The organism is Gordonia rubripertincta (genome assembly GCF_038024875.1).
GTDB classification, from domain to species: Bacteria; Actinomycetota; Actinomycetes; order Mycobacteriales; family Mycobacteriaceae; genus Gordonia; species Gordonia rubripertincta.
Genome location: NZ_CP136136.1, coordinates 1013301 through 1038082, shown reverse-complemented (window position 1 = coordinate 1038082; position 24782 = coordinate 1013301). Strand labels below are relative to the sequence as shown.

The 24782-nt window shown below is 68.8% G+C and carries 20 protein-coding genes and 3 pseudogenes; 12 read left to right on the top strand and 11 right to left on the bottom strand.

Annotation, left to right across the window (positions count from 1 at the left end):
* Positions 1-90 precede the first annotated feature (90 nt).
* The 3 genes and pseudogenes from RVF83_RS04635 to RVF83_RS04625 form a co-directional block, all read right to left on the bottom strand.
* The gene (locus tag RVF83_RS04635; protein WP_005196620.1) at positions 91-864 is read right to left on the bottom strand and encodes a dienelactone hydrolase family protein; all 774 of its coding nucleotides are present in this window, start codon (positions 862-864) and stop codon (positions 91-93) included.
* A 49-nt stretch (positions 865-913) separates the two neighbouring features.
* Positions 914-2320, bottom strand: a pseudogene (locus tag RVF83_RS04630) (MDR family MFS transporter); the annotation flags it as partial.
* A 113-nt stretch (positions 2321-2433) separates the two neighbouring features.
* Positions 2434-4918 (bottom strand): annotated as a pseudogene (locus RVF83_RS04625) (ATP-dependent DNA ligase).
* A 109-nt stretch (positions 4919-5027) separates the two neighbouring features.
* On the opposite strand from RVF83_RS04625, the gene RVF83_RS04620 reads away from it, so the two are divergent.
* On the top strand, positions 5028-6020 hold the full coding sequence (locus tag RVF83_RS04620) for a Ku protein (protein WP_039880178.1): 993 nt from the start codon (positions 5028-5030) through the stop codon (positions 6018-6020).
* A 60-nt stretch (positions 6021-6080) separates the two neighbouring features.
* Positions 6081-7409 (top strand): MFS transporter, encoded by a 1329-nt coding sequence (locus RVF83_RS04615; protein ID WP_005196604.1) that lies wholly within the window; start codon positions 6081-6083, stop codon positions 7407-7409.
* A 13-nt stretch (positions 7410-7422) separates the two neighbouring features.
* Here the strand turns inward: RVF83_RS04615 and RVF83_RS04610 are convergent, their stop codons facing one another.
* Entirely contained in the window at positions 7423-8331 is a 909-nt protein-coding gene (locus RVF83_RS04610) for a LysR family transcriptional regulator ArgP (protein ID WP_005196603.1), read from the bottom strand.
* A gap of 85 nt (positions 8332-8416) precedes the next feature.
* Between RVF83_RS04610 and RVF83_RS04605 the strand changes: the two genes are divergently transcribed.
* The 3 genes from RVF83_RS04605 (at position 8417) to RVF83_RS04595 (ending at position 10760) form a co-directional block, all read left to right on the top strand.
* Complete coding sequence (locus RVF83_RS04605) at positions 8417-9037, top strand: LysE/ArgO family amino acid transporter (RefSeq protein WP_005196601.1); 621 nt, start codon at positions 8417-8419, stop codon at positions 9035-9037.
* A gap of 78 nt (positions 9038-9115) precedes the next feature.
* The gene (locus tag RVF83_RS04600; RefSeq protein ID WP_005196599.1) at positions 9116-10009 is read left to right on the top strand and encodes a YhjD/YihY/BrkB family envelope integrity protein; all 894 of its coding nucleotides are present in this window, start codon (positions 9116-9118) and stop codon (positions 10007-10009) included.
* A complete protein-coding gene (locus RVF83_RS04595) occupies positions 9993-10760 on the top strand; it encodes a CDP-alcohol phosphatidyltransferase family protein (RefSeq protein WP_247602497.1) in 768 nt (255 codons plus the stop codon). The genes RVF83_RS04600 and RVF83_RS04595 overlap by 17 nt, the downstream gene beginning before the upstream one ends.
* A 1-nt stretch (position 10761) precedes the next feature.
* On the opposite strand, the gene RVF83_RS04590 is transcribed toward RVF83_RS04595, so the two are convergent.
* The gene (locus tag RVF83_RS04590; RefSeq protein ID WP_005196593.1) at positions 10762-11784 is read right to left on the bottom strand and encodes a hypothetical protein; all 1023 of its coding nucleotides are present in this window, start codon (positions 11782-11784) and stop codon (positions 10762-10764) included.
* A gap of 93 nt (positions 11785-11877) precedes the next feature.
* Here RVF83_RS04590 and RVF83_RS04585 point away from each other — a divergent pair, with 93 nt between their 5' ends.
* The 4 genes from RVF83_RS04585 (at position 11878) to crtI (ending at position 15784) form a co-directional block, all read left to right on the top strand.
* Entirely contained in the window at positions 11878-12492 is a 615-nt protein-coding gene (locus RVF83_RS04585; RefSeq protein ID WP_005196591.1) for a TetR/AcrR family transcriptional regulator, read from the top strand.
* A gap of 166 nt (positions 12493-12658) precedes the next feature.
* Positions 12659-13249 (top strand): isopentenyl-diphosphate Delta-isomerase, encoded by a 591-nt coding sequence (gene idi, locus RVF83_RS04580; protein ID WP_039880189.1) that lies wholly within the window; start codon positions 12659-12661, stop codon positions 13247-13249.
* 37 nt (positions 13250-13286) lie between these two features.
* The gene (locus RVF83_RS04575) at positions 13287-14198 is read left to right on the top strand and encodes a phytoene/squalene synthase family protein (RefSeq protein ID WP_005196587.1); all 912 of its coding nucleotides are present in this window, start codon (positions 13287-13289) and stop codon (positions 14196-14198) included.
* Positions 14195-15784, top strand: a complete 1590-nt coding sequence (crtI, locus tag RVF83_RS04570; RefSeq protein WP_005196585.1) for a phytoene desaturase family protein — start codon at positions 14195-14197, stop codon at positions 15782-15784. Before RVF83_RS04575 ends, crtI begins: the two co-directional genes overlap by 4 nt.
* Before the next feature lie 69 nt (positions 15785-15853).
* Here crtI and RVF83_RS04565 read toward each other — a convergent pair whose 3' ends face one another.
* The 5 genes and pseudogenes from RVF83_RS04565 to RVF83_RS04545 form a co-directional block, all read right to left on the bottom strand.
* Positions 15854-17353 (bottom strand): phytoene desaturase family protein, encoded by a 1500-nt coding sequence (locus RVF83_RS04565; protein WP_005196583.1) that lies wholly within the window; start codon positions 17351-17353, stop codon positions 15854-15856.
* The gene (locus RVF83_RS04560) at positions 17350-18483 is read right to left on the bottom strand and encodes a glycosyltransferase (RefSeq protein WP_005196582.1); all 1134 of its coding nucleotides are present in this window, start codon (positions 18481-18483) and stop codon (positions 17350-17352) included. The genes RVF83_RS04565 and RVF83_RS04560 overlap by 4 nt, the downstream gene beginning before the upstream one ends.
* Positions 18470-19351 (bottom strand): carotenoid biosynthesis protein, encoded by an 882-nt coding sequence (locus RVF83_RS04555; RefSeq protein WP_005196580.1) that lies wholly within the window; start codon positions 19349-19351, stop codon positions 18470-18472. The genes RVF83_RS04560 and RVF83_RS04555 overlap by 14 nt, the downstream gene beginning before the upstream one ends.
* Positions 19348-20062 (bottom strand): annotated as a pseudogene (locus RVF83_RS04550) (monooxygenase). Before RVF83_RS04550 ends, RVF83_RS04555 begins: the two are co-directional and overlap by 4 nt.
* A complete protein-coding gene (locus RVF83_RS04545) occupies positions 20059-21201 on the bottom strand; it encodes a polyprenyl synthetase family protein (protein ID WP_005196577.1) in 1143 nt (380 codons plus the stop codon). Before RVF83_RS04545 ends, RVF83_RS04550 begins: the two are co-directional and overlap by 4 nt.
* Positions 21202-21313: 112 nt before the next feature.
* On the opposite strand from RVF83_RS04545, the gene RVF83_RS04540 reads away from it, so the two are divergent.
* Positions 21314-21607: a hypothetical protein gene (locus RVF83_RS04540; RefSeq protein ID WP_005196562.1), complete on the top strand. Its 294-nt coding sequence runs from the start codon at positions 21314-21316 to the stop codon at positions 21605-21607.
* A 58-nt stretch (positions 21608-21665) separates the two neighbouring features.
* Positions 21666-22946: an alpha-hydroxy-acid oxidizing protein gene (locus RVF83_RS04535; protein WP_005196560.1), complete on the top strand. Its 1281-nt coding sequence runs from the start codon at positions 21666-21668 to the stop codon at positions 22944-22946.
* Positions 22947-23025: 79 nt separating this feature from the next.
* Here the strand turns inward: RVF83_RS04535 and RVF83_RS04530 are convergent, their stop codons facing one another.
* A complete protein-coding gene (locus RVF83_RS04530) occupies positions 23026-23982 on the bottom strand; it encodes an oxygenase MpaB family protein (protein ID WP_005196558.1) in 957 nt (318 codons plus the stop codon).
* 83 nt (positions 23983-24065) lie between these two features.
* Here RVF83_RS04530 and RVF83_RS04525 point away from each other — a divergent pair, with 83 nt between their 5' ends.
* The gene (locus RVF83_RS04525; RefSeq protein ID WP_005196550.1) at positions 24066-24770 is read left to right on the top strand and encodes a TetR/AcrR family transcriptional regulator; all 705 of its coding nucleotides are present in this window, start codon (positions 24066-24068) and stop codon (positions 24768-24770) included.
* Positions 24771-24782: the final 12 nt, after the last annotated feature.

Genomic DNA, 24782 nt, shown 5'->3' with positions numbered 1-24782 from the left:
GCGAGTCGAAACACACTCCCCTTGCGATGGTGTGGCTCAGTCGTCCCGACGGGCGGTGGGTTCTCTGGCGCACGCTGCCCCGGGCGGCGCTCACGCGGTCAGGGTTCGGCGGAACAGGGCTTCGAGCTCGGCGAAATGGTGTTCGCAGGCCTCGTGGTGGTAGGCGGGGATGTCGGACATGGTGTACCCGTGCGCGGCGCCCGGGTAGACGGTCGCCGAATGTGTGACGCCGCTCGAGATGAGCGCATGCTCGAACCGGGCGACCGCGGTGTGGGGGAGTGAGCGGTCGTTGTCGGCGTGGATCGCCAGCACGAACGCCTCGATGTCGACGAGGTGCAGGTGCGGACTGTCGGGGGCCTCGGTCACCAGGTTGCCGGTGTGGAAGATCCCGACGGCGGCCACGTCGGTGGGACGCGCCGCCGCCAGGTTCAGGGCCAGCCGTCCACCCATGCAGTATCCGGTGACGCCGATCGGACCGGCGGAGACACCGGGCACCGAGCGCAGGGCGTCGAGGTACGCGACGAGGTCGGCGCGGGCGACGTCGGACGTGAGGGTCGATGCCCGTGGCATCGCCGCCCGGAAGAACGCGCCGAGGGTCCCGGGTGACAGCAGGTCGTCGGCCGGCGCCCACTCCTCGGCGGTGCCGAAGCGGTAGAAGAGGTGGGGCACCGCGACCACGTACCCCCACGACGCGATGCGGTCGGCCATCGCGCGGGTCCGCGGGCGGAGCCCGATCACATCGGTGATGAACAGGACGCCGGGCAGCGGCCTGCCGTCGGACCCGGCCGGGCGGGCCACGTACATCTCGGTGTCGCCGTAGGCCGCGGGGACCGTGATCGTCTCGCCGGACACCTCGCGTGTCATGGGTGACTCCTCCTGGTGGGCTGCCGGTTCGGTGCGTTCGTCGACACCGTCAGATCCCGGCCGGTGGCGCCGGGGCCGTCTCGGCGCCCCGGGAGCGATGTCGCGGCAGGAACATCGCGGGAACGAAGATCACCGCCGTGAGTGCGAACGCGACCCAGAAGGCGTAACCGAAGGCGTCCGCCATCAGTGGCCCGATGACCGGCATGGCTTCCGGTGGGACGGAGCCGATCTGGTCGGTGCCGCCCCCCGATGCCGGGATCCCGTTGTTGCTCAACTCGTGGGTAAGGCGCTGGGTCAACGCCGTGACCAGAAGCGCGCTACCCAGCGACGCGCCGACCTGCTGGATCGCCGACAGGGTGGGGGCTGCGCGGGTCACGACCTCCTTGCTCAGATCGCTGTAGGCGGCTGAGATCGTCGGCATCATCACCGAACCGAGGCCCATGCCGCGGACGAACAGGGCGACGCTGAGCCACAGGTAGGAACTGTCGGCCCCGACGTGGGTGAAGGGATAGGTGCCGATCATCGCCAGCACGACACCGACCGGCACCACGTAACCGGCGCCCATGCGGTCGGTGATCCGGCCGCCGATCACCATCGCGACGATCGCGCCGAGGCCCTGCGGGGCGAGTAGCAGGCCCGCGTTGAGGGCTCCCTCGCCCCGAACGGTCTGGTAGTAGAGCGGGAGGAGCAGCATGCCGCCGAACAGCCCGATCGCCACCAGGAACACCGAGACGGTGCCCGCAGCGAACACCCTGTTGGTGAGGAGCCGGACGTCGACGATCGAGTCCTCGCCCTTTCGCAGGCTGTGCCACGTGTAGAGGCCCAGACCCACGGCACCGCCGAGAAGCCACCCGAGTACATCGGCCTCGCCGAAACCGCCGTGGGAGCTCGCGCGCGAAAGGCCGTAGAGCAGGGCGACCAGACTGCCGGAGAGCACGGCGAGGCCGAGGAGGTCGAGGCGGTCACGGTCGGGCGCCTTGTCGCCGAACGGCAGTTTCCACGCTGCGAGTACCACCGCGACGAGGCCGACCGGCACGTTGACGAGGAAGATCCAGTGCCAGCTCGTGTACTCGACGAGCAGGCCGCCGATCACCGGTCCCAGCACGGGGCCGAGGAGCATGGGGACGCCGAGGATGGCCATCGCCCGCCCGAGTCGGTCGGGGCCGGCGGCGCGGGTGATGATGGCCTGCCCCGCCGGCAGGAGCATGCCGCCGCCGAGCCCCTGCAGGATGCGGAACACGATCAGGGTCTCGATCGACCACGCCGCCGCGCAGAGGGCCGACCCCGCGACGAACAGCGTCACCGCGGTGATCCAGGTCGGCTTGGGGCCGAACCGGTCCATCGCCCAACCGGTGAGGGGGATGATCAGCGCGACCGCGAGGAGATAACCGGTGACCACCCACTGCGTCGTCGACAGCGAGGCGTCGAGTTCGGTGCTCAACGACTCCAGGGCGACATTGACGATGGTGGTGTCGAGAACCACCATGATCATCCCCGAGACGATCACGAGGCCGGTCACGATCACGGAGCGATCGAGTTTGTCCGACTGCGGGCGCACGGGATTCGTCATCAGAGATCTCCGGGGAGTTTGTCCCGGCGGATGCCGCGCCAGCTCGGGTGTCGAAGGTGGCCCGCGGTGGTCCAGTCCATGAAGCGCACCTCGCCGACGATCTTGGGCAGCACCCCAGACCGCGCTCGACGCGATGGGGCGGTCGAGCTTGTCCAGGAACGGCGACCGGGAGATCTCCAGCGGCTCGAGTTCCTCGGCGAGCGAGCGCAATTGCGCATCGGTGAAGCCGGTGCCGACGCGTCCCACGTAGCGGAGCCCGGTCTCCTCGGGCAGCCCGAGCAACAGCGATCCGATGGTGTGCGAGCGGTTGCCGCGCCCGGGCCGGTAACCGCCGACCACCACCTCGATGTCGCTCCAGTTCTTGTGTTTGAGCCACTTGGTGGAGCGTCGACCCTGCTGGTACACCGAGTCGCGTCGTTTGGCGACGACGCCTTCCAGGTTGTGTTCGCGGCTGTACTCGATCGCAGCACTCGCCGGCGTCGGAAGCAACGGCGGCACATCGACATACGGCGACCGGCGGAAGGCGGGCGCGAGTTCCTCGAGTAGTTCGCGTCGCACGGACCACGGTTTCCGGAGCAACGACGTCCCGTTGAGGTAGAGGATGTCGAACAGGTGCAGTTTGAGCGTGTACGGCACATCGGTGTGCTTGCGTGACGTGAACAGCGTGAAGTTCGTCCGGCCGGTCGAGTCGATGGCCACCGCCTCGCCGTCGAGGACGACGTCCATCAGCCCGAGATCGTCGGCGATGCCCGCGAATTCGGGGAAGTCCTTCGTCATGTCGATCCCCGACCGGGACGTGAGCCGGAACTCGCCACCGATCGACCGCACCAGGAGCCGATACCCATCCCACTTGCCCTCGAACGCCCAGTCCCGTTCGTTCAGCGTGTCGATCGGGTCATCGGTCGCGAGCATCGGCCGCGGATCGCTGAGACTGTCGGGGACGATGGGGCGCGGCTCGTCGGTCATCAGGTGGGCGAGCCAGTTCTTGTCGCCGGTGCGTATCAGTGCGTACCGACCCTGGACCTTCTCACCGTGCAGGCGGACGATGACCTCTTTGTCCCGCCACTTCTCCAGCTCGAAAGTGCCCTTGTCCCAGATTGATACGTGCCCGCCACCGTACTCCCCGGCCGGGATGTCGCCCTCGAAGTCGGCATAGTCCATCGGATGGTCCTCGGTCTGGACCGCGAGCCGGTTCTGGTCCGGATCGGTGGGCAGGTTCTTCGGGACGGCCCACGAGACCAGCACCCCGTCGTGTTCGAGGCGGAAGTCGTAGTGGAGGCGCCGCGCGTGGTGTTCCTGGATGACGAAGATCGGTTCGCGTGGACCGGTTTCGGGGGCGGTGCCGGCCTCCTCGTCGGATTCACGGAGGCGCTGCCGGTGGTTCTCGTCGCCGAAGGGCTCCGGGGTCTTGGACTCATCCCGCTTGCGGCGGTACTCCCGGAGATTGATGATCCGACCCGGCTGCGACTCCTCGGTGGGGCGATCGTCGGGAGCGAGACCGTCACCGGAGGTGATGTTCTCCCGCAACGTGTCCGGGTCGATGATGTCCCCGTCGCTGTCTTCCGTGTCGGCCTGGTCGGTGTCGTGACCGGCGTCGGTGGCCGGATCATCGTCGTACGGGGCGTCGAGCCCCTCGAGGAGATCGCCGACGTCGGCGACGCGGTCGAGGACCTCGGTGTAGAGCAACTGGGCGATCTTCGGGTCCTCGATCTCGTCCCAGGTGCGGGGAGCGGCGACCCACGGTTGTTCGCGTCCGCGCAACGAGTACGGCGACAGGGTGGTCTTGGAGGCGTTGTTCTGGCTCCAGTCGATGAAGACCTTGTCGTCGCGGATCTTCTTGGACATGTTGGCGGTGATGAAATCGCTGTTCTGCCGGGCGAACTCGTTGGCCACCTCGCGCGCGACCTTCCGCGCCGCCTCGGAGCTCACCGGTTTGGGCAGTCGAGCGTAGATGTGGATGCCCTTGCCGCCGCTGGTCACCGGGTAGGTGGTGGTGCCGCCCAGCCAGTTCCGGATCTCCACCGCCACGCCCGCGGTCTCGTGCAGGGGGACACGCGGGCCGGGGTCGAGATCGAAGACGATGCGGTTGGCCATGCGGTCGCCATCGGGGCCGATCGGCAGTCGCCATTGCGGGACGTGGATCTCGAGCGCCGCCATCTGGGCCAGCCACACGAGCGTGGCGCGATCCTCGGCCAGCGCGTATTCGATGACCCGCTCGCTGTGCTGGATTCCGTACCGACGAACCCAGTCGGGTGCGCTGTCGGGCATGTCCTTCTCGAAGAACGGCGTCGACTCGACACCGTTCGGCCAGCGTTTGCGGGTGACGATCCGATCGCGCAGATGCGGCAGCATGACGTCGGCGATGCGCGAGTAGTAGTCGATGACGTCGTACTTCCGGGTCCCGGTCGCCGGATAGAGCACCTTGGAGAGATTGGTGATCGAGATCCGGCGGCCGTCGACCTCGAGGTTCTCTCCGCCTGCCATCCCCCCATTGTCCACACCCGACGCCTCGAGGCAGGGTCGATCGGCGCGTGGATGTCGGCCCGGCCGTGTTGGGCCCGGTTGACGACGTGCCGTGCGAATGCCTGGCACAATGTTCGACATGCGCTCGATCTGGAAGGGCGATCTCAGCTTTGGCCTGGTGAACGTACCGGTCAAGGTCTATTCCGCGACGGAGAGTCATGACCGGAAGTCGTATCAGGTCGACTCCTCCGACGGCACCCGCATCCGCTACCGCCGCGTGCGGGAGGGCACCGACACCGAGGTCGACTACTCCGACATCGCGAATGCCTACGAGTCGGAATCGGGCGAGACGGTGATCCTGACGAAGGACGATTTGGCCACGCTGCCCGTGCAGAAGAGCCCGGAGATCTCGATCCTCGAGTTCGTGCCAGCCGAGCAGGTCGACCCGATCTACTTCGACAAGCCGTATTACCTGGAGCCGTCGTCGAAGTCGCCCAAGGCCTACGTGCTTCTGGCGAAGGCGCTCGAGGAGACCGATCGTCTGGCCATCGCGTCATTCACCCTGCGTAACCGCACGCGGGTGGCGGCGCTGCGGGTCGTCGACGGCGTGATGACGCTGCAGACCCTCCTGTGGCCGGACGAGGTTCGCAAACCCGACTTCGGGTTCCTCGATGAGGACACCGAGATCCGCGATCAGGAGCTGAAGATGGCGGCCTCGCTGATCGAGTCGATGGCTTCCGACTACGACCCGTCCGAATTCGAGGACCGGTACCAGGAGGAACTGTCCAAACTGATCGAGGCGAAGGCCGAGGGCAGTGAGGCGTTCCCGGAGTCCGACGAGGAGAAGCCCGAGGACGAGGACTCCGAGGTCGCCGATCTGCTTGCCGCGCTGCGTGCCTCGGTGAAGGATCGCGGCTCCTCCGACGACGGGTCGGACGAGGAGAAGTCCACCGCGAAGAAGGCCCCGGCGAAGAAGGCGGCCAAGAAGGCCCCCGCGAAGAAGGCCGCGGCGAAGAAGACGACCGCCAAGAAGACGGCGTCGAAGAGCGGCTCGAGTTCCGATTCCGGCAAGAGCACCGCGAAGAAGGCGCCGGCCAAGAAGGCCTCCCGCAAGGCCAGCTGATGTTGCTCTCCCGACGAAATTCGCTGGCCTGAGACCGGTGGTGTCCGGCAAGCTCGAGAGGTGAGCACCACCGTCGACACCCGTCTGCCGCGCGCCCTGAAGCCCCTGGCGCGGCGGCAGTACCGGCTGTTGGCGTCGGGTCTGGTCCTGGCGATGTTCGGCGACGGAATCTGGACCGTCGCGGTGATCTGGCAGGTCATCGCCCTCGGCGGCGGGCCGGGACAGGTGTCCCTGGCAACCGGGACCGCTGCGGTCGGGATGCTCGTGTCGACCCTGGTCGGTGGTGTACTCGCCGACCGGATCTCTCAGCGCCACATCATGATCGGTCTCGAGGTCACCAAGATGGCGGCCTTCGGCGCCGTGGGTGCGGCCTCGGTGTTCGGTGTCCTCGACCTCTGGATGGTCGTGATGGCATCGCTGCTCGCCGGCGTCACGATGGGCATGTACTACCCGGCGTACTCGGCGTTGCTGCCCGGCGTGGTCTCCGCGTCGGAGCTGCAGGCGGCGAACGGCATCGAGGGGTTCTTCCGCCCGGTGGTGTTCCAGGCCGTCGGTCCGATGGTCGCCGGTGCGGTCATCGCCGCATCCGCGCCGGGCCAGGCGGTCGTGCTGGCCGCCGTCGCGTCCATCGCCTCGGGGGTCTGTTACCTGGTGATGAGCCCGGTGACCTCTCGCCGCCTCGGCGAACCGGAGACGTCGGAGGCGGAGGTCGCGCGCACGAGTGCCCGCGGCAGTGTCGTCGTCGACCTCGTCGAGGGTTTCGTCTACATGATTCGCACGCCGTGGCTGTGGGGAACCCTGTTCTTCGCCTGCGTCCTGGTCCTGGCGACGATGGGCCCGATCGAGGTGCTCGTGCCGTTCGCGTTGCGCGAGCGAATTGACGGAGGTGCCTCCCAGCACGCGTGGGTGCTGGCCGGATTCGGTATCGGTGCGGCCGCCACATCTCTGGTGTTCGCATCCCTGCCGATGCCGCGGCGGTATCTGACGGTCATGTTCGGCATCTGGTCGTTCTCGAGTGTGCCGCTCGTCCTGATGGGTGTCGCCGACGCGACCTGGATGTTCGTCGCCGCCGGTGTCGGCATGGGCGTGATGTTCGACGGCCCGATGGTGTTGTGGGGAACGCTGCTTCAGCGTCGTGTCCCGCCGGCACTGCTCGGCCGGATCGCGAGCCTCGACTTCTTCGTGTCGGTCGCGCTGATGCCGGTGTCGATGGCGATCGCCGCCCCGGTCTCGTCGGCGATCGGCCTGACCGCGACGTTCGTCCTGGCCGGCCTTCTACCGGTCCCCATCGCGTGGGCGTTCTACCTCGCGGCCCGCATGTGGCGCGACGAGATCGAGAACCCGCTGGTCGAGGAGACGCCGCCGACGCTGGTGTCGGTGAACGACTGACCCTCTGGCACGGTCAGCACAGCAACTCCGCGGCCCCGGCGACGATGAGGTCCGTGAGATGTTGCAGCAGAGGCGAACTGAGCTTCCAGTACTGCCAGTAGAGCGGGACGTCGAGGTGGTGGTCGGCGATCAGCCGCACGCGACCGTCGTCGAGCGCCTCCCGGATCTGGACGACAGGGACTGTGCCCCAGCCGATTCCGAGAGACACTGCGCGGTGGTACTCGGTGGAGGCCGGGATGTAGGCCGCCGGTGGGTCGACGGCGCGGCCGGCCAGCGCCGAGACCATGTCCAGTTGGATGTGGTCGTTGCGGTCGAACTGGACCATCGGGGCCCTCGCCAGTGCGTCGGCGTCGAGCCCGTCCGGTAGCCAGGTGTCGATGAACTGCGGAGTCGCGACCGGCAGATACCGCATGCTGCCGAGGGACTGCAGGGCGCAACCCCGGATGGCGATGGGTTCCGACGTCACCGCGGCGAGCGCGTCACCCGACTTCAGCAGGGCGCTGCTGCGGGTCTCGTCGTCACGGAACACCTCGACGGCGACCGCGTGCTCACGGTGGAACCGGGCGAGTACCGGGAGCAGCCAGGTCGCGAGCGAGTCCGCGTTCGTCGCGATCGGCAGATGCACACGGGGCCGGGAGGCCACCGGGGCGTCGTCGTCATCGGGTTCGCCGACGAACTCGGCACGCGTCTCGGCGAGCAGCAGCTCCCACTGCCGGGCGAGGCGGACCAGCACCTCGCCGTCCGGCGTCGCCGACGCCGGTTTGGTCCGGCGCAACACCACCCGCCCGACCGCCGACTCCAACGTCTTGATCCGCTGGCTGACCGCCGATGGCGTGATGTGCAGCGACGCTGCCGCGGCGTCGAAGGTGCCTTCGCGGAGTACCGCGGCCAGGGTGCGCAGGCCCTCCTGGCTGATCTCCATGCCATCAGGCTAGATGAAGAACAGCTAATGATTCGTCAGAAACATTTGCTGTACTGATCTATCGGCACCCCATAGCGTTCACCGGGTGTCCAGTTACCTCCTCCCCGCGATCGCCGGTCTGCTCACCGGCGCGGGCCTGATCGTCGCGATCGGTCCGCAGAACGTCTTCGTCCTCCGGCAGGGCGTCGCGCGACGCCACACCGGGGCGATCGTGGCGGTGTGTGCCATCTCCGACGTCGTGCTGATCGTCGCGGGAGTCGCCGGGCTCGGTGCAATCGTCGCGGCGCATCCGCAGGTGATCGCCGTCGCCAAACTCATCGGCGGTCTCTATGTTCTGGTGCTCGGACTTCTCGCCGCGAGGCGCTGCCTGCGCAGCAACGAGGCCATCGCCGCCAATGCCGAGGAGGCGGAATCGGCCGGGCGGTGGGTCGCCGTGGGCACGGCGCTGGCCCTCACGTGGCTCAACCCGCACGTCTACCTCGACACCGTGCTGACCATGGGCGCGATCGCCAACGGTCACGGAAACGGCAAGTGGGCCTTCGCCATCGGGGCCTGCCTGGCCAGCGTCCTGTGGTTCACCACGCTCGGGGGAGGCGCTCGGCGCCTGTCGCATTTCTTCGCCAGCCCGCGGGCATGGAAGATCCTCGACGCGGTGGTCGCGGTGATCATGATCGGTATGGCGGTCGCACTCTTCGCGTCGGTGTGACCTAGCTGTGACATCGTGGTCGTCGATCGCCGTCCGCGACATGCCTAGTCGAGACCTTTTTCCGGTACACCGGACAGGGTGACCCTCAGTTCCTCCGCCCCGCCGAGCGCCCGCGTGCACGGGACGCGGTCGTTCGACGCGCGCGCGGTGCTGTCCGACACACGGGCCGTCCTCGCCCGCGGCGACCTCTCCGCCGCCGCGGCAACGCTGACCTACTATGCCGCGATCGCCGTGGTCCCCTGGGTGCTGCTGGCCATCTGGTCGATGACGTGGGCGCGCGAGGCGTCGTCGGCGAAAGACGAGTGGCTGGGCTTGGGCGTGCTCATCCCCCCGGACATGGGCGGCCGCGTGGTCTTCGACGAGGCAGTGGCGATCGGCACCGGGCTCTCCGCCCTGAGTGCGCTCGTCCTGCTGTTCCCGGCGTCGTTCTACGGCGAGGGCCTCCGGCGGGCCTGCCTGATGTTCCATCCGGAGAAGGATCGTTTCACCGGATGGCGCGCCCGAGTGTCGGTCCTTGCGTTGTTCGTCCTGGTGCCGCCACTGACGCACATCCTGGTCGCGGTAGGCGGTTCGGCCACCGGACTGACGCCCGACGGCGGGGGTTCCGGAGGACTCGGGGACCTCGCGGCGCGGGTGGTGGCCGGATTCGTCACCGTGTGGCTGACCCTCGCGGTGGTCCTGACCTGGGTGTACTGGAAGGTCACGCCCGGCCGTCCGCGCCTCGCGGTCGCCGCGGTGACGGCACTTGGGACGGCCTCGTTCATCGCCGGCTTCGTGCAGGGATTCCTGTTGTTCCTTTCCCTGCCCATCGACGTCGGCATCCCCTACGGCGGTCTGCGCGTCATCGGCGGAGTGGTGGCGGCCGGCCTCTGGCTTTACGTCCTGCATGTGCTGGTGATCGTCGGATGGGCGGTCGGTCAGGCTCTCGACGGGGCTCGGGGGGCCGGAATCCGGGATGACCGTGTCGGCTGAACCGGATCGCCGCGTCGGCGGCTCGACCAGACCGGGTCGCCGCGTCGACGAACGCCACCGCGCACGGCGCTTGCACCGTGACGCCGTGCTCGACGCATGGTCGGAGTTACACGGCGGCATCGATCCCCGCGCGTCCTTCTGGGTCGAACGGTGGGTGCTCCTCAGCAGTGCGTGCGCGCGACCGCTGGTTCGACTGGGTGTCACGCCCAACGTGATCACCGTCTGCGGAGCTGCGGGCACCGCGATCGCGTTCGCGGTGAGCTTCGCCGGGGGCGGGTGGTACGCCGTCGCCGCACTCGTCATCCTCCTCGCCGCGGTACTCGACGGTGTGGACGGCGCGATCGCTGCCCAGACCGGTACGGCGACGCAGTGGGGACGGGTCCTCGACACCATGGCCGACCGCTGGTCGGACATCTTCCTCGCCGGGATCGTCGTAATGGCCGGGGCGCCGCCGTGGCTGGGTGTGGTGATCGCCGTCCTCACCCTGTTCCTGGAGGGCACCCGCGCGACGGCCCAGGCCGCCGGGATGAATGGGCCCGGAACCGTCACGGTCTGGGAGCGGCCTTCCCGCGTGATCCTCGCCTTCGTCGCGATGATCGTGGCCACGGTCATGTGGGCCATCGGTGTCTCCGACGGAACCGCAGGGGTGCTGACAGCGATCATCGCCGGGACCGGTGCGATCCTGGCGATGATCGGCCTTCTCCAGCTGTTCGTCGCGGTGTTCCGACAGACTCGCGGCCGGCACGCCTGAGTCAGGCTCGGCGCAGCCGGAGGTCGGAGACGGCGAGCAGGATGGCGCCGATGCCGAGCCAGCCCAACAGAACCCACAGCGGGCCGGCGATCGCGGCGTCGGGGAAGTAGGCGACCGAGCGGGTGAGGGTGCCGCCGGCGCCGGTCGGCAGCCACTGGCCGAGGGCTCCCCACGGAGCCGGGAGCAGGTACGGCGACGATGCGAGCCCGGACAGTGGGTTGGAGATCAGCATCATCAGGATCGCCGCGATGCCGACGCCGGGCGCGCCGAGGAGTGCGCCGGCCCCGGCGGTGAACCAGGAGATCGCGCCGATCATGAGGGCGAGTGCCAGGGCCACCGGCAGCACGCGCCCGTCGATGACTCCGAGCCACGACCAGACCGCGGCAAACCCGAGTCCGGCGATCAGCGGACCGATCAACACGACGGTGGCCTGCATCCACACCCGTCCGGCGAGGGCGATCGCCGACGCCGCGCCGAGGGCGATCCCCGCGATGAGCAGTGGGAGCAGTCCCGCTGCGAATCCGGTTCCGCGTACATCGGTGGCCGGCGGGGCGACGACGGACTCGGTGGTGACCGGCAAGGACTGCGCGGTGGCGATCCCGGTGCCGACGCCGGCGACGATCCCGGCGAGCGCCGGGGACCCGGCCTCGGCGGTCAGGACGGTGACGCCCTGCGGGCCGACGGCGATGGCGCCGACGATGTCCCGGGATTCGATGGCTCTCCGCGCAGCGGCGGGGTCGGCGAACTGCTCGACCGCGAAGGCATCCTCACCTGCGCGATCGGCCAGCGCTGTTTCGATGGCAGACGCTGCGGGTGCCGGTGCGACCAGGCCGAGCGGGACGTCGTGCGGCCCCGGGTCCACCGCCAGGGAGACGAACATGGCCGCGATCGTGCTGACCACGATCGGTATCGCCAGGATCAGCGCGACGACGGTGCGCCACGACGCTGCGTGCGAGGGGGACGGTTCGGATGGCCGATCCTGCGTGACGAGTTCTCGATCGGACGGTTCGGTGTACGCGGTCATCACGGCCTCCAAAAAGAACGAACTCTCGTTTTTTGAAGTATGCGCCGGGTCGCTCCGCTAATCAAGAACGAATATTCGTTTTAGACTGGTCGAATGCCGAAGATCAGCGCGGAACGCAAGCTCGAGCGCAGTCAGCAGATCCTCGATGCGGCTCGCCGCTGCTTCGCCGATAAGGGGTTCCACCGGGCGTCGATGTCGGACGTCATCCGGGAGTCGGGTCTGAGTGCCGGGGCGGTGTACTCGTACTACTCGTCGAAGGAACAGCTGATCGCCGCGGTCGCGCGGTCGGTGTTCGAGGCGTACGAGTCAGGACTCGGGGGCTTCGTCGACGGCGACGGCGCGCCCGCGTCACCCGAGGACGCCGTCCGGATGCTCGCGGCGCATGTGCTGGCCGAGATCGCGCCGCTCACCGACGACTTCCGGATGGTGATGACCATCTGGGGCGAGGCGGCAAACAATCCCGAGCTGCGCGAGATCGTCCGTGAGATCATCCTGGGCCTGCGCAAGGTCTTCGAGCGCGTCCTGGTCCGCTGGCGCGACGCCGGCCACGAACTGCCTGGTGAACCCGCAGAACTGGCGCTGCCGATGGTGTCGGTGATGCAGGGCATCGTAGTGCAGCAGTCACTCGTCGGCGACGTCGACCTGGACGCGTATGTGGACACGTGGTGTGCCCTGATGCGCGCCGCGGGCTTCGGCGACCGAGGCTGACCCGCCCCACACTCCCTACCATCGAAGCGAGGGCGCCGATTCTCGTTGCCCGGCGCGTTCTCTCCGGCGCTGTTCGGGGACCGGCCGGCCCATCCGGAGGGCGCTTCGGTGACGAACAATGGGCGAACCTGGCTCGACCCACGATCTCGACTTTGATGAGGAACTGATGATCAACGACTCGGTGGTTCTCGCCGATGCCGACGGCCGCCCCTGCGGCACCGCCGACCGCGAGGGCGTGCACGGCGTCGACACGCCGCTGCACTTCGCGTTCTCGTGCCACCTGGTCGACGCCGACAACCGGATCCTCATGACCCGTCGCGCCCTGTCCAAGCGCAGCTGGCCCGGCGTGTGGACCAACTCGTTCTGCGGTCATCCGCGTCCGGGCGAGGCCGTTGTCGACGCCGTGCACCGGTACGCGCAGCGTGAACTGGGCATCGACGTCGACGAGGTGCGGTGCGTCCTGCCCGACTTCCGGTACCGGGCCGTCGACGCGAGCGGCATCGTCGAGAACGAGATCTGCCCCGTGTTCGTCGCCCGCCCGGTGGGTTCGCTGCAGCCGAATCCGGACGAGGTCGCCGAATACGCCTGGGCGGAGGTCCCGGATGTGTGGGACCTCGCGTCCCGAACCCCCTGGGCGGTCAGCCCCTGGTTCGCCGACCAGGTGCGCGCGCTACCCGGACCCGACCCCCACGGACTCGCCGCCGCCCCCGCCGTGGTCGCGACCCATCCGAACACCGTCCGGGTGTCGAATTCATGACATACCGAACCCCACTTCACACCGCAGGAGCCACCGGATGATGCATCTACCCGGTCATACCGAACTGGTCCCGCCGCATCGGCGGTACGACGCCGTCGCCGAGGCGAGCGCGGCGCTGGTGATCCGGTCGTACTCGAGTTCCTTCGGACTCGCCTCGCGCCTCCTCGCCCCCGCCATCCGCCGCGACGTTCGCAACATCTACGCGCTCGTCCGCGTCGCCGATGAGATCGTCGACGCGCCGCGCCCGGAGCAGGGACTCGTCGACCGCAGCAACGAACTCGACCAGCTCGAGGAGCAGACCTCGGCGGCGATGATCACCGGTTCGAGCAGCAACCTGGTGGTGCACGCCTTCGCGCGGACCGCCCGCCGGGTCGGCATCGACCTCGACCTGGTGGCGCCGTTCTTCGCGTCCATGCGTTCGGACCTGACCCAGGTCGAGCACGACTTCGAAAGCCTCGCGTCCTACATCTACGGCTCGGCCGAGGTCGTCGGGTTGATGTGCCTGCGCGCGTTCCTCGCCGAGGAGGCGAAAGCCGAAGCGCGCTACGACCACCTCGCACCCGGCGCGCGTCGTCTGGGCGCCGCCTTCCAGAAGATCAACTTCCTCCGCGACTTCGGTGAGGACAGTGACGGACTGGGCCGCCGGTACCTGGTCGGCCTCGACCCGGAGAACCCGGACGACGCAGCCTGGTCGCTGTGGCTCGACGACATCGATCTCGACCTCACCGCCGCGGCAGCAGCCATCCCGCACCTGCCGGCGAGTAGCCGCGTCGCGGTCTGCACCGCACACGACCTCTTCGCGGAACTCACTGCGCGCCTGCGTGAATCGTCGGCGTCCGAGGCCAGGCTGAACCGTGTCCGTGTTCCCAACGCGGGCAAGGCCAAGATCGCGGCAGCCGCCGTCGCCCGCCGTGGGATGCCGCGCACCGCACCGGGAGTGAACGCATGACCCCCCGCAAACGCATTGTCGTCATCGGCGGCGGAGTCGCCGGACTGTCCACCGCCGCGCTGCTCGCCCACGACGGCCACCACGTCGAGGTGATCGAGAAGAACGACGACCTCGGCGGGCGCGCGGGGTTGTGGAGCAAGGACGGATTCCGCTTCGACACCGGACCGTCGTGGTGGCTCATGCCCGAGGTCTTCGACCATTACTTCGAGATGCTCGGCACCTCCACGAAGGAACAGCTCGATCTCGTCCGGCTCGATCCGGGTTACCGAGTGTTCTTCGGGGAGAGCGGTTCCGGCGAACCGCCACTCGACATCTTCGGCGACTACGAGCGCAATCGCGAGGTGTTCGAGAACATCGAACCCGGTGCGGGAGCGGCCCTCGACTCCTATCTCCAGACGGCACGCCAGGCGTATGACCTCGCGGTCGAACGGTTCCTGTACACCAGCTTCGACTCCGCCCGCGCGTTCCTGAGCCTGCCGGTGCTGAAGAACGCGCCGACGCTCGCGAAACTGCTGACCCGATCGTTGCAGTCCTTCATCTCGTCGAAGTTCAGCGACCGGCGCCTGCAGCAGGTGCTCGGCTATCCGGCCGTGTTCCTCGGTTCGTCGCCGGAGCGGACACCGTCCATGTACCACCTGATGAGCTGGATGGATCTTGCCGACGGCGTCCGATACCCCAAGGGCGGCTTCACGACTCTCGTCGATGCTCTCGAGCGCGTCGCTCGCGAGCGTGGCGTCGTCATCCACACCGGTACGGTCGCGACCTCTGTCCTCACGCGGAAGCGATCGGGTCGCCGGTTGCGCCGTCGCGCCGAGGTGGTCGGCGTTCGCGTCCAGGCCGCAGACGGGACCACGCGGGATCTGCCCGCCGACATCGTCGTCGGCGCGGCCGATCTTCACCACCTCGAGACCAAGCTCCTGCCCGGGGAGCTGCAGACCTTCCCGGAGCGTTACTGGGAACGAGCCACCTCGGGGCCGGGCGCCGTCCTCGCCTATCTCGGCGTCAGCGGTGAGCTGCCCGAGCTGGCCCACCACTCGCTGTATTTCACCGAGGACTGGAAGGCCAACTTCGACGCCATCTTCGAATCACCCACGCGGGTACCCGATCCGGCGTCGTTGTACGTGTGCAAGCCGTCGGCGACGGACGACTCGGTGGCCCCGGACGGTCATGAGAACGTCTTCGTTCTCGTCCCGGTACCGCCCGACCCGGGCCTCGGGCACGGCGGCATGAACGGCGCCGGTGACCCCGACATCGAGAAGGTCGCCGATCGGGCCATCGCCATGATCGGCCAGTGGTCCGGGGTCCCCGACCTCGCCGATCGCATCGTCGTCCGACGCACCGTCGGCCCCGCGGACTTCGTCGTCAACGTGAACTCGTGGTGCGGCGGTGCCCTCGGGCCGGCACACACGTTGCGTCAGAGCGCATTTCTGCGTTCGACGAACCGCTCGCGCAAGGTCGAGGGGTTGTACTACGCGGGGTCGAGCACACGCCCCGGCATCGGCCTGCCCATGTGCCTCATCAGTGCCGAACTGATCCGCAAGCGACTCAACGGAGATCACTCCGTCGGTCCGACGCCGACGCACTGACGCCGAACAACAAGGAACAGCCCCGCTTCCGGCGGGGCTGTTCCGTTCTCCGCGGACTCCGGACGCTCCTCAGGGGGTGGGTGAGCCGGCGATCAGATCCGCGACGATCTTCGCCGACAGCATCACCAGCGGGAGCCCGCCGCCGGGGTGCGACGACCCGCCGACCAGGTACAGGCCCGGGATCGGCGATGTGTTCTTCGGCCGGAGGAAGGCGGCGCGCGGACCGTTCGACGACGAGCCGTAGATCGAGCCGCCGGGAGTCATGGTGCGGCGCTCGAGATCTGCCGGCGTGACCAGCAGTCGGTGGCGGACCTGGTCGCGGACGTCGAGGCCGCGGTCGGCCATCACCTGCATGATCTGGTCGGCATACTTGTCCGCAAGTCCTGCTGCATCCCAGTCGACTCCGTGCTCCGGGTCGTGCCGGGGGGCGTTGACGAGCACGAACCAGGCTGCGGTGCCGGGGCCCGGGACGATCTCCGGATCGTCGGGTGCGGAGATGTACACGGTCGGACGGGCGACGGGTCGCGGTGGGCCGTTGAAGCCGAAGACGGCGTCGAACTCCTCGTCGTAGTCCTCGGCGAACAGGACGTGGTGGTGAGCCTGGTCGGCGGGCGGGTTGTCGAGCGCGAGGAGCAGGACGAAGCCCGACAGCGACGGTGTCGAACGTCGTAGCAGCGCAGACGGGATGCGAGCGGAACGGCGGGGGACCAGTCGGTCGAAGACCTGGCGCGCGTCGGCGTTCGCCACGACGAGATCGGCGGAGCGGCAGCTGCTGTCGGCGAGCACGACGCCGTCGACGCGGCCGTGCTCATCTGTCGACACCCGGGACACCGCGACGCCGAACTCGATATGTCCGCCCAGGGCGAGGAACCGATCCCGCATCGCGGTGGCGATCCGGCCGAGGCCGCCACGGACATACCAGGAGCCCCAGGCCTGCTCGGCCCACGGAACCGAAGCCAGGGCCGCCGGGGCACGGCGCGGGTCCGAGCCCGTGTAGGTCGCGTAACGGTCGAGCAGCATCGCGAGCCGGGAATCGCCGAGATACTCGGACCCCAGCCCGCGCAACGTCTTCCAGGGTGCCACGGTGCGGACGTCGGAGGGTGTGGCGATCCCGCCGATCATCGTCCGGACGCTCATCGGCGACTCGAGGAACGGCCCGTGGGTGACCTCCCAGATCGCTTGCGCGCGATCGAGAAACGACGACCACTGGTCGCCGGAGCCGGGCCCGAGAGCGTTGTCGAGGGCGGCGGGGATGTCGTCGAGCGCGTCGGGAAGGTCGAGGACCGTGCCGTCGGGGAATCGGTAGCGCGCTGCTACCGGTAGGCGTTCGAGCTCGAGGAACTCGTCCAGCGGGGCGCCGGTCTCGTCGAACAACTCGGTCAGGACGTGAGGCATGGTGACCAGCGACGGGCCGGTGTCGAAGACGAAACCGTCGTGCTCGATGACGCCGAGCTTGCCGCCGACGGTGTCGAACTGCTCGAGCACGGTGACGTCATGGCCGGCCGCCTGCAGGCGCATCGCCGTCGCAAGACCGCCGACGCCGGCGCCGATGACGATGACCCGGCTCATCGGGAAACCTCGAGAGTGCGTCCCTTCCACTGCAGTTCGCCACGGTGACGGGCGATCGTCGAATCCGCTGCGAGGAAGGCGAAGAGTGCGATCGACACGGGATGGACCAGGGCATCGGGTAATGTGCGTCCTCCGGTGGTCCGCGCGGACACGAGCCGCGAGGCCACGCCGGCGAGGTATCCCACCAGCCCGGTGCGCGAACCGGTCAGAGCGGCCAGCGCCGGGATCACGTACATGAGACACAGGCCGGCGGTCACCGCCGACGTCCCGGCGGGCGACCCGAACGCGGACCACAGCGACTTGCGGTATCCCGCACGGACTTCGTGCCAACCGTCGTACATGTGGCAGGTTGCCACCGTGCTGCCTTCGGCCACCACACCCCGACCACCCGCGGCCTTGATCGCGCGCAGGAGTGCGATGTCCTCGAGGACGACATCGCGCACCGTCCCGTGTCCTCCGGCTCGGCGGTAGGTGGCGGCGTCGACCATCAGAAACTGGCCGTTCGCGGCGGTCAGCGATTCACGCGGGGAACGTTCGGCGAGGCCCAGCGGTAGCGTGCTGAGCCACGACCACTGCAGCAGGGGCTGCACCAGACGCTCGGCAGCACTCGTCGCGATCTGCCGCGGGTAGGGGCTCACGAGATCGAGACCGGCGTTGCGCAGCAACGCGAACGACGAGGTGAACGCGTGGGGTTCGACCACGACGTCGGCGTCGACGAAGGCGAGGATTCCGTCGGGGGAGGCGTTGTCGGCCAACTGCCGACAGGCCCAGGATTTCCCGAGCCAACCCGGCGGTGGCGGGGAGCCCTCGAACACCTCGAGCCGGTCGTCGTGGGCGGCGAGCCGGGCGAGGAGAGCGTCGGTGCCGTCGACCGAACCGTCGTCGAGCACGAGGACACGGGACGGGCCGGGCCACCGGTCGACGGCCTCGAGGACGGCGGTGATGCAGCGTTGGGCCCGGGCGACCTCGTTCCGCATGGGGATCAGCACCGAAAGAGGCTCGGCCGCAGGGATGTCCGCGAGACCTGGTCGGCGGACGCGGATCGCGTTGTCGACGGTGAGGGCGAGCGACGCCAGTGACAGGCCGGTCCCGACCGTCACCGTCCGGCGCCAGAGGTCAGACGCTCGCACCATGTCTCCTCGACCGGAACGCCCGCACCTCGAGGACGAGCACCGGGATCGCGACGGCGCCCATCACCACGGCACCGGTCAGTGCGACCGTCGGACGACCGAAGAACATCGCATGCGCCATCACCGACGAGAAGTAGGTCCACAGATAGGCGGTCACCGGGACCGCATCGTCGGCGTCACCGGCGCCGATCAACCGATCGAGGATGGCGATCATCAGGAACGAGACCAGAAACCAGCCCGCGAAATTCGTCAACGGGATGTCGTCGACGCCGGGTAGCGACGGAGTGGGGAACGACCAGGTCCAGTGCCCCTGGTCGACCATCTGCGGATCGAGGAAGACATCCCAGGCCGTCAGGGCGTACGCGCCCAGCAGGGCCGTCACCACGCGAGCCCGCGTACCGGACAAGCGCGTGGCGCCGACGAGTCGTCGCGTCACGGCGAGTGCCGGCCACGACATCATGATCCAGGCCAGCGGCACCAGGACCGGGACGCCGAGAACCTTCAGTCCCAGGCCGTCGGTGTATGCGTATGTGCCGAACGGGAAGCCGGTGCTGACACCGATCGCTTCGGCGAGAAGACCACCGCCGCCGGCGATCACGACCAGCGCGATCGCGGCCCCGAAGCCGCGCGTCGCGGCGAGGTGCAGGGCGGACGCCGACGCCAGCAGCACGACGCTCGCGACGGTGAGCGGGAGCGTGCCGCCACCGGTGAGCGGGAAGGCGATCTGTACGCCGATGGTCGCGGCGAGGAGAACCCACGCGACCGGGATGAGGTGGTGACGGAGAGATGCTCGCACCTCAGGCAGCGGGGAGGCTCCTGCTTGCGCTCCTCGCGCCCCGGCCGGCGAAGGTGATTTGGTCGTGCTCATGCCGATCTTCCCTGGTAGGTCCCGGTCACGTCGAGGACGGCGAAGCGGGCGAACAGTTCCTCGGCATACCAACGGGCGGGTTGGGGTGCGCGAGATGGCGGACTTGTGTGCGGGCGAGTGATAGGCGAAATGGGTGAGGTCGCGCGTGGAGTCCCAGAGGGAGAAGGTCCCCTGGACACCGATCGGCAGCTCGCCGACGCCGAGCGCGAGCCGATTGCCCTGCGCCCCGGCCAGTTCCGAGGCCACCGGCGGGACCGCGCGCCAGAAGGAGGCCATCGTCGTCGGCCGCAGGCGGGCTCGGGTGAGTGCGGCGACCGGGCCCGTCCAGTTCCGTGCACGGTCAGCCGGTCGATCCCGGCTCTCGTGGCCGAACGGGTCGACCCGCGACCACCGACCCTTCGATCGGAGCGGACGCATCGTGATGCGCAGTTCCTCGGTGCTCGAGTCCTGCCAGCGTCGCAGTACTCGTGAATCCGCCGACGCGCGAGCGGCATCGTCGTCGTGCCAGACGGTGAGCGCCGCCCAGTGCCGCAGGTCGGCGCTTTCCATCGTGAAAGTCTCTGCGGTGCCGGTGCCGAGCAGTTTGGCGAAGCGGAGTCCGGGGGTGGCGCGCAATGCACGCCGGCCCGACGCCATCCGGCCGAGCGCGGGCATCACCCGGTCGACGCCCCAGATGCGCAGCTCGACCGTCGGAGCAGCAGATGGGGTCATGAGCGGCGCCACACACAGCGTTCGACGAGGGAGGTCAGGGCCTGACGGGTCTGTTCGTCCACCGATGCGTCGGCGACGACGCCCAGGGCGTCCTCGGCGAGTTCGACGATGCGCTGTTCCACACGTTCGAGGGCGCCGGTGGATTCCACGACGTTGCGCATCTGTGCGGCACCGGCGGCGTCGAGGTCCGGGTTGCCGAGGCAGTTGGCGATGATCCGTCGTTCCGTCCAGGTGGCGGACTCCTCGGCCAGCGCCATCAGCATGGTGCGCTTGCCCTCGCGGATGTCATCGATCACCGGCTTCCCCGTCACCTTCTCGTCGCCGAAGACTCCGAGGATGTCGTCGCGCAGCTGGAATGCCTCACCGGCGCTGATCCCGATGCGGTCGTAGTCGGCGAGAAGGGCGGCGTCGGCGCCGGCGAGCGAGCCGCCGAGTCGAAGCGGCTGGCCGATGCTGTAGCGGGCGCTCTTGTACCGGAGGACGCGTTCGGTCCGATCGGGATCGGTGTGGTCCTCGGTCTGGCTGAGCATGTCCAGGTACTGACCCGCATACGCCTCGTCGCGCATCTCGGTCCAGGTCGCGCGGACGGCCTGGCGGGTGTGGCGGTCGACGGTGTCGACCGCTGCGGCAACCAGGTCGTCCGACCACGACAGGCACATGTCGCCGACAAGGATGGCGACCGCGGTGCCCCAGGTGTCGGAGTCGCCCCGGCGACCGGCTGCGCGATGGGTGTCGCCGAAAAGGCGGTGGATGGTGGGCAGGCCGCGGCGGGTGTCGGAGTCGTCCATGACGTCGTCGTGGACCAGGGCGGCGAAGTGGAACAGTTCGATCGCCGACGCCAGTTCGACGACCCCGGGGACGGCTTGCCCACGAGCTGCGCCGCGCGCTCCCCACAGACAGAATGCGGCGCGCAGGCGCTTGCCCCCGCCGATCCGGGCAGCGATGGCGTCCGCCGCCGGAGAGAGTTCGGCACCTACTTTGTGCAGCGTGAGCGCGTGGCGGCGGAAGTGCGCGGTCAGCACCTCCTCGACGAGTTCGAGGTCGGTCGTCGCGTCGTCGATCGCGCGAAGGCCGGTGTTGGTGTCGAGGACAGGCCGGTGGGGGAGGGATGAGTCGGTCATCTCGGCGGTCTGTGTCATGGCGAGGCCCTTCGGGGTGCGGGGTCGGCGCGGGTTGCGGGTACCCGGTCTTCGGTGCGGTGACACCCGTCGGATGGGTCGGGGGCGCGACGATGCCGGTAGGTTGGTTCGCATGGCAGTGGATGCAACGGTGCCCGTGGTGGCGGTGGGTCTGGTCGGCGGCTTCGCGGCGGCGCGCTACAGCGGTCGACGAGAGCTCGGCGGGGTGGTCCTCGCGGCGGCGGGTGCCTGGTGCACCCGGCAGTGGGCGGTCAAGCAGGGTCCGGTGGTGGCCGGTGGGCTGCTCGCCGGATATCTGGCGGCCTTCGGCGGCTCGCATCCGCTCGCGAAGAAGATCGGCGCGTGGCCGTCGGTCGGTGTCGTGACGGCCGCCGCGGCCGGTGCGACGGCTGTCGCCATACGCTGACACCCCGGTCCGGGAATCCTCCCCGGGTCCGGCGATGCCGACGTTACGATCGGCTCCCATGACCACGGGATACGGGCGGGCGCGGCAGAACGACATCTACACCGCTGGTGTCCATCGTCGAAAGCCGCGCGTGCCAACGGATTTCGCGGAACTTGAACGTCGCGCCAAGCGGTCGATGTCGGCTCGGGCGTGGGCGTACATCGGTGGCGGCGCCGGCGAGGGCCGCACCATGACGGCCAACCGGCAGGCCCTGGACCGCTGGGCGATCGTGCCGCGGATACTCCGCGACGTCTCCACGCGGAACCTCGAGGTGGAACTGTTCGGACGTCGCATCCCGGCGCCGGTCCTGTTCGCGCCCGTGGGCGCCGGCTCGCTCGCCGCGCGCGAAGCGGACCGTCTGATCGGTCACGCTGCCGCGGAACTCGGTGTGCCCTACATCTTCTCGAACCAGGCGAGTGTGCCGATGGAGACGGTGGCGGCCGAGATGGACGGCGTGACGCCGGGAGCCCCCCGCTGGTTCCAGCTGTACTGGTCCACCGACGACGACCTGGTCGACAGTCTGCTCGCCCGTGCGGCGGCCATCGGGGCCGATGCGGTGGTCGTCACCCTCGACACCACCATGCTCGGCTGGCGGCCGCAGGATCTGAACCTGGGATCGCTGCCGTTCGCGCGGGGCGAGGGGATAGCGCAGTACACCTCCGACCGGCGCTTCGTCGACATCGTCGCCGACCGCTTGCGCACCGCTGCCGAGGAGCGGCCGGAGATCTCACTCGGGGCCATCGCGACCCTGATCTCGATCACCCGTAACGCACCCGGACGCTTTCTCGCGAACCTCACCTCGGCCCAACCGCGGGCCGCGGTGCAGACCTTCCTCGACATCTACTCGCGTCCGTCGCTGAGCTGGGACGACCTCGCCGGTCTGCGCGACCGCACATCGTTGCCGATCGTCCTCAAGGGTGTGCTGCATCCCGACGACGCCCGTCGCGCCGTCGACGCCGGGGTCGACGGGATCATCGTGTCCAACCACGGCGGACGCCAGATCGACGGCGCGATCAGCACCATCGACGCCCTCGACGAGATCGCACCCGCGGTCGACGGTCGGATCAAGGTGCTCGTCGACTCCGGGATCTACACCGGGTCGGACGTGTTCAAGGCACTGGCGCTCGGCGCCGACGCCGCTTGTATCGGCCGGCCGCACATGTACGGGCTGGCGCTCGCCGGTGCCGACGGCGCCCGGGATGCGGTGGCCGACATCATCGCCGAACTCGACCTCACGCTCGGCCTGGCCGGCCACACCGATGTCACCGCTCTCGGTCGCGAGGCGTTGCGGAGGGTCTGAATCGAAAAGCGGTCCGAACCGAAAAGCCCGTCCCGCTCGAGATGAGCGGGACGGGCTTCCCCCAACCGGGACAGGGAGCTCAGACCAGGGGACGACCGGTGCGCATCCGCCAGCGGACGTCGGCGAGCAGCAGGTTGAACGGGAAACTGCGGACCGGCCTGGGTGCGCGGGTGATGATCGCCCGCAGGACCGCGTTGTGCTTGGCGAAGAACAGTTCCTGCCACGGGGACAGGCGGACGTCCATCTTGCGTCGGAAGTCCTCCGGTAGGAATCCGATCGCAAGGATCTCGAAGTACCAGCCCAGCAGCTTGGCGACGACCGGCCCCAGGAACTCGGCGCGGGCGATCTGCAGCAGGTACCCGCGGATGACCGGGTCGATCTCGAGGGTCTCGACGGTGGAGTTCCAGTACTCCTCGAAGGCCTCGCGGTCGGCCGGCCAGGCCTCGCGCGGAACCTGCAGCGTGGTGCCCAGGACGGCGCCGGCCTGGTAGAACTCATCGGTCACCTCGGTCATCCCGCCGAAGATCCGATGGACGTCCTCGGTGCCGCGGTACAGACAGGCCGCGACCCAGAGCTGCAGCTTGGGGTCGAAGGCGTTGTACTTCACCGGGCTGTCGGCGGTCGAGCGGACCTGCGCGTGGGCCTTGCCGATCGCCTTGCGGTAGGCCTTGCGATCCTTGGCGCTGCCCAGACCCGCGACCGCGAGGTAGCTCAGCGTGGTGCGACCCCGCTTGAGCGGATGCTTGAAGAGATTGCCCGAGTCGACGCGGCTCTCATAGACGCCGTACCCCACCGCGGGCAGGCTCAGCTGCATGATGACGTTCGCCGCGCCGGCGATGACACCGATGCCGAGTGGATCGAGATCCTCCGCGGACGGGAGGGCGTCGAGTTCGGCGCGGGAGACGCGTGCGGTCGACGGCAGGAACTCGGTATCCGGCCGGTCGGCGGTGAGGAATTCGGCGACCTCGGCGGTCACATCGTCCGGCGTCTGCGGCGAGAGGGCCGAGCTTCCACTGGTGATAGGCTCCGTTGCCATCGAACCCCTCCTGGTCGGATTTAGGAAACGTGTGTTTCCCGTTTTATAAAACATGATCTCGCCGGGGTGTCAAGATAGGAACCATGGGAAGAGGACCTTCGAACCCGGACGACGGGTCCGGCACTGCTGCGTCGGATTCCGCGGCTTCCCTGCGCGCCTACGGCGGCGAGGGCGGTGACACCCGGGTCGCTCGACGCCGCGCGTCGCTCATCGACGCAGCCCTCGACCTGCTCGGAGCCGATGACGCGGAAGCGGTTACGGTGCGCGGTGTCTGCCGGCGGGCCGGACTGACCGCACGGTACTTCTACGAGAGCTTCGAGTCGGTCGATCAGCTCGTCGAAGTGGTGTACGACGAGGTCATCGAGGAGATCGCCCACTCGGGTCTCGCGGCATTCTCCGAGGGCGCGACCATGCGCACCAAGGTGTCGGGAGCGGTCGCCGCGATCGTCGACCTCATCGACCAGGATCGACGCAAGGGCCGTCTCCTATTCTCGCAGGCCCTGCTCAGCCCGGTGATCGCGGCGAAGCGGATGGAGTCGACCGCACTGTTCGCCGGCCTGACGCTCCAGAGCGCCTCGTCGGTTCTCGACGTCCACGTCGGCCCCGCCCAGGCCACCGGCGTGGCGCACTATCAGGTCGGAGGGCTGAGTCGCCTGCTCGCGGCGTGGCTCGAGGGCGACGTCGAGCTGTCCAAGTCCGACGTCGTCGACCTGAGCATCGCGTTGCTCGTGTCCCCAGCGGAGATCCTGGAGAAGAGCCTGTCCCACGGCAGCGCCGATGGTGAGTAGTGCTCCGTAGGC

Coding starts and splice junctions, on each gene's coding strand:
- RVF83_RS04635 (WP_005196620.1), bottom strand. CDS start 864: ATGACACGCGAGGTGTCCGGCGAGACGATCACGGTCCCCGCGGCCTAC.
- RVF83_RS04620 (WP_039880178.1), top strand. CDS start 5,028: ATGTTCGACATGCGCTCGATCTGGAAGGGCGATCTCAGCTTTGGCCTG.
- RVF83_RS04610 (WP_005196603.1), bottom strand. CDS start 8,331: ATGGAGATCAGCCAGGAGGGCCTGCGCACCCTGGCCGCGGTACTCCGC.
- RVF83_RS04595 (WP_247602497.1), top strand. CDS start 9,993: ATGACCGTGTCGGCTGAACCGGATCGCCGCGTCGGCGGCTCGACCAGA.
- RVF83_RS04590 (WP_005196593.1), bottom strand. CDS start 11,784: ATGACCGCGTACACCGAACCGTCCGATCGAGAACTCGTCACGCAGGAT.
- RVF83_RS04585 (WP_005196591.1), top strand. CDS start 11,878: ATGCCGAAGATCAGCGCGGAACGCAAGCTCGAGCGCAGTCAGCAGATC.
- idi (WP_039880189.1), top strand. CDS start 12,659: ATGATCAACGACTCGGTGGTTCTCGCCGATGCCGACGGCCGCCCCTGC.
- RVF83_RS04575 (WP_005196587.1), top strand. CDS start 13,287: ATGATGCATCTACCCGGTCATACCGAACTGGTCCCGCCGCATCGGCGG.
- crtI (WP_005196585.1), top strand. CDS start 14,195: ATGACCCCCCGCAAACGCATTGTCGTCATCGGCGGCGGAGTCGCCGGA.
- RVF83_RS04565 (WP_005196583.1), bottom strand. CDS start 17,353: ATGAGCCGGGTCATCGTCATCGGCGCCGGCGTCGGCGGTCTTGCGACG.
- RVF83_RS04555 (WP_005196580.1), bottom strand. CDS start 19,351: ATGAGCACGACCAAATCACCTTCGCCGGCCGGGGCGCGAGGAGCGCAA.
- RVF83_RS04545 (WP_005196577.1), bottom strand. CDS start 21,201: ATGACACAGACCGCCGAGATGACCGACTCATCCCTCCCCCACCGGCCT.
- RVF83_RS04540 (WP_005196562.1), top strand. CDS start 21,314: ATGGCAGTGGATGCAACGGTGCCCGTGGTGGCGGTGGGTCTGGTCGGC.
- RVF83_RS04535 (WP_005196560.1), top strand. CDS start 21,666: ATGACCACGGGATACGGGCGGGCGCGGCAGAACGACATCTACACCGCT.
- RVF83_RS04530 (WP_005196558.1), bottom strand. CDS start 23,982: ATGGCAACGGAGCCTATCACCAGTGGAAGCTCGGCCCTCTCGCCGCAG.
- RVF83_RS04525 (WP_005196550.1), top strand. CDS start 24,066: ATGGGAAGAGGACCTTCGAACCCGGACGACGGGTCCGGCACTGCTGCG.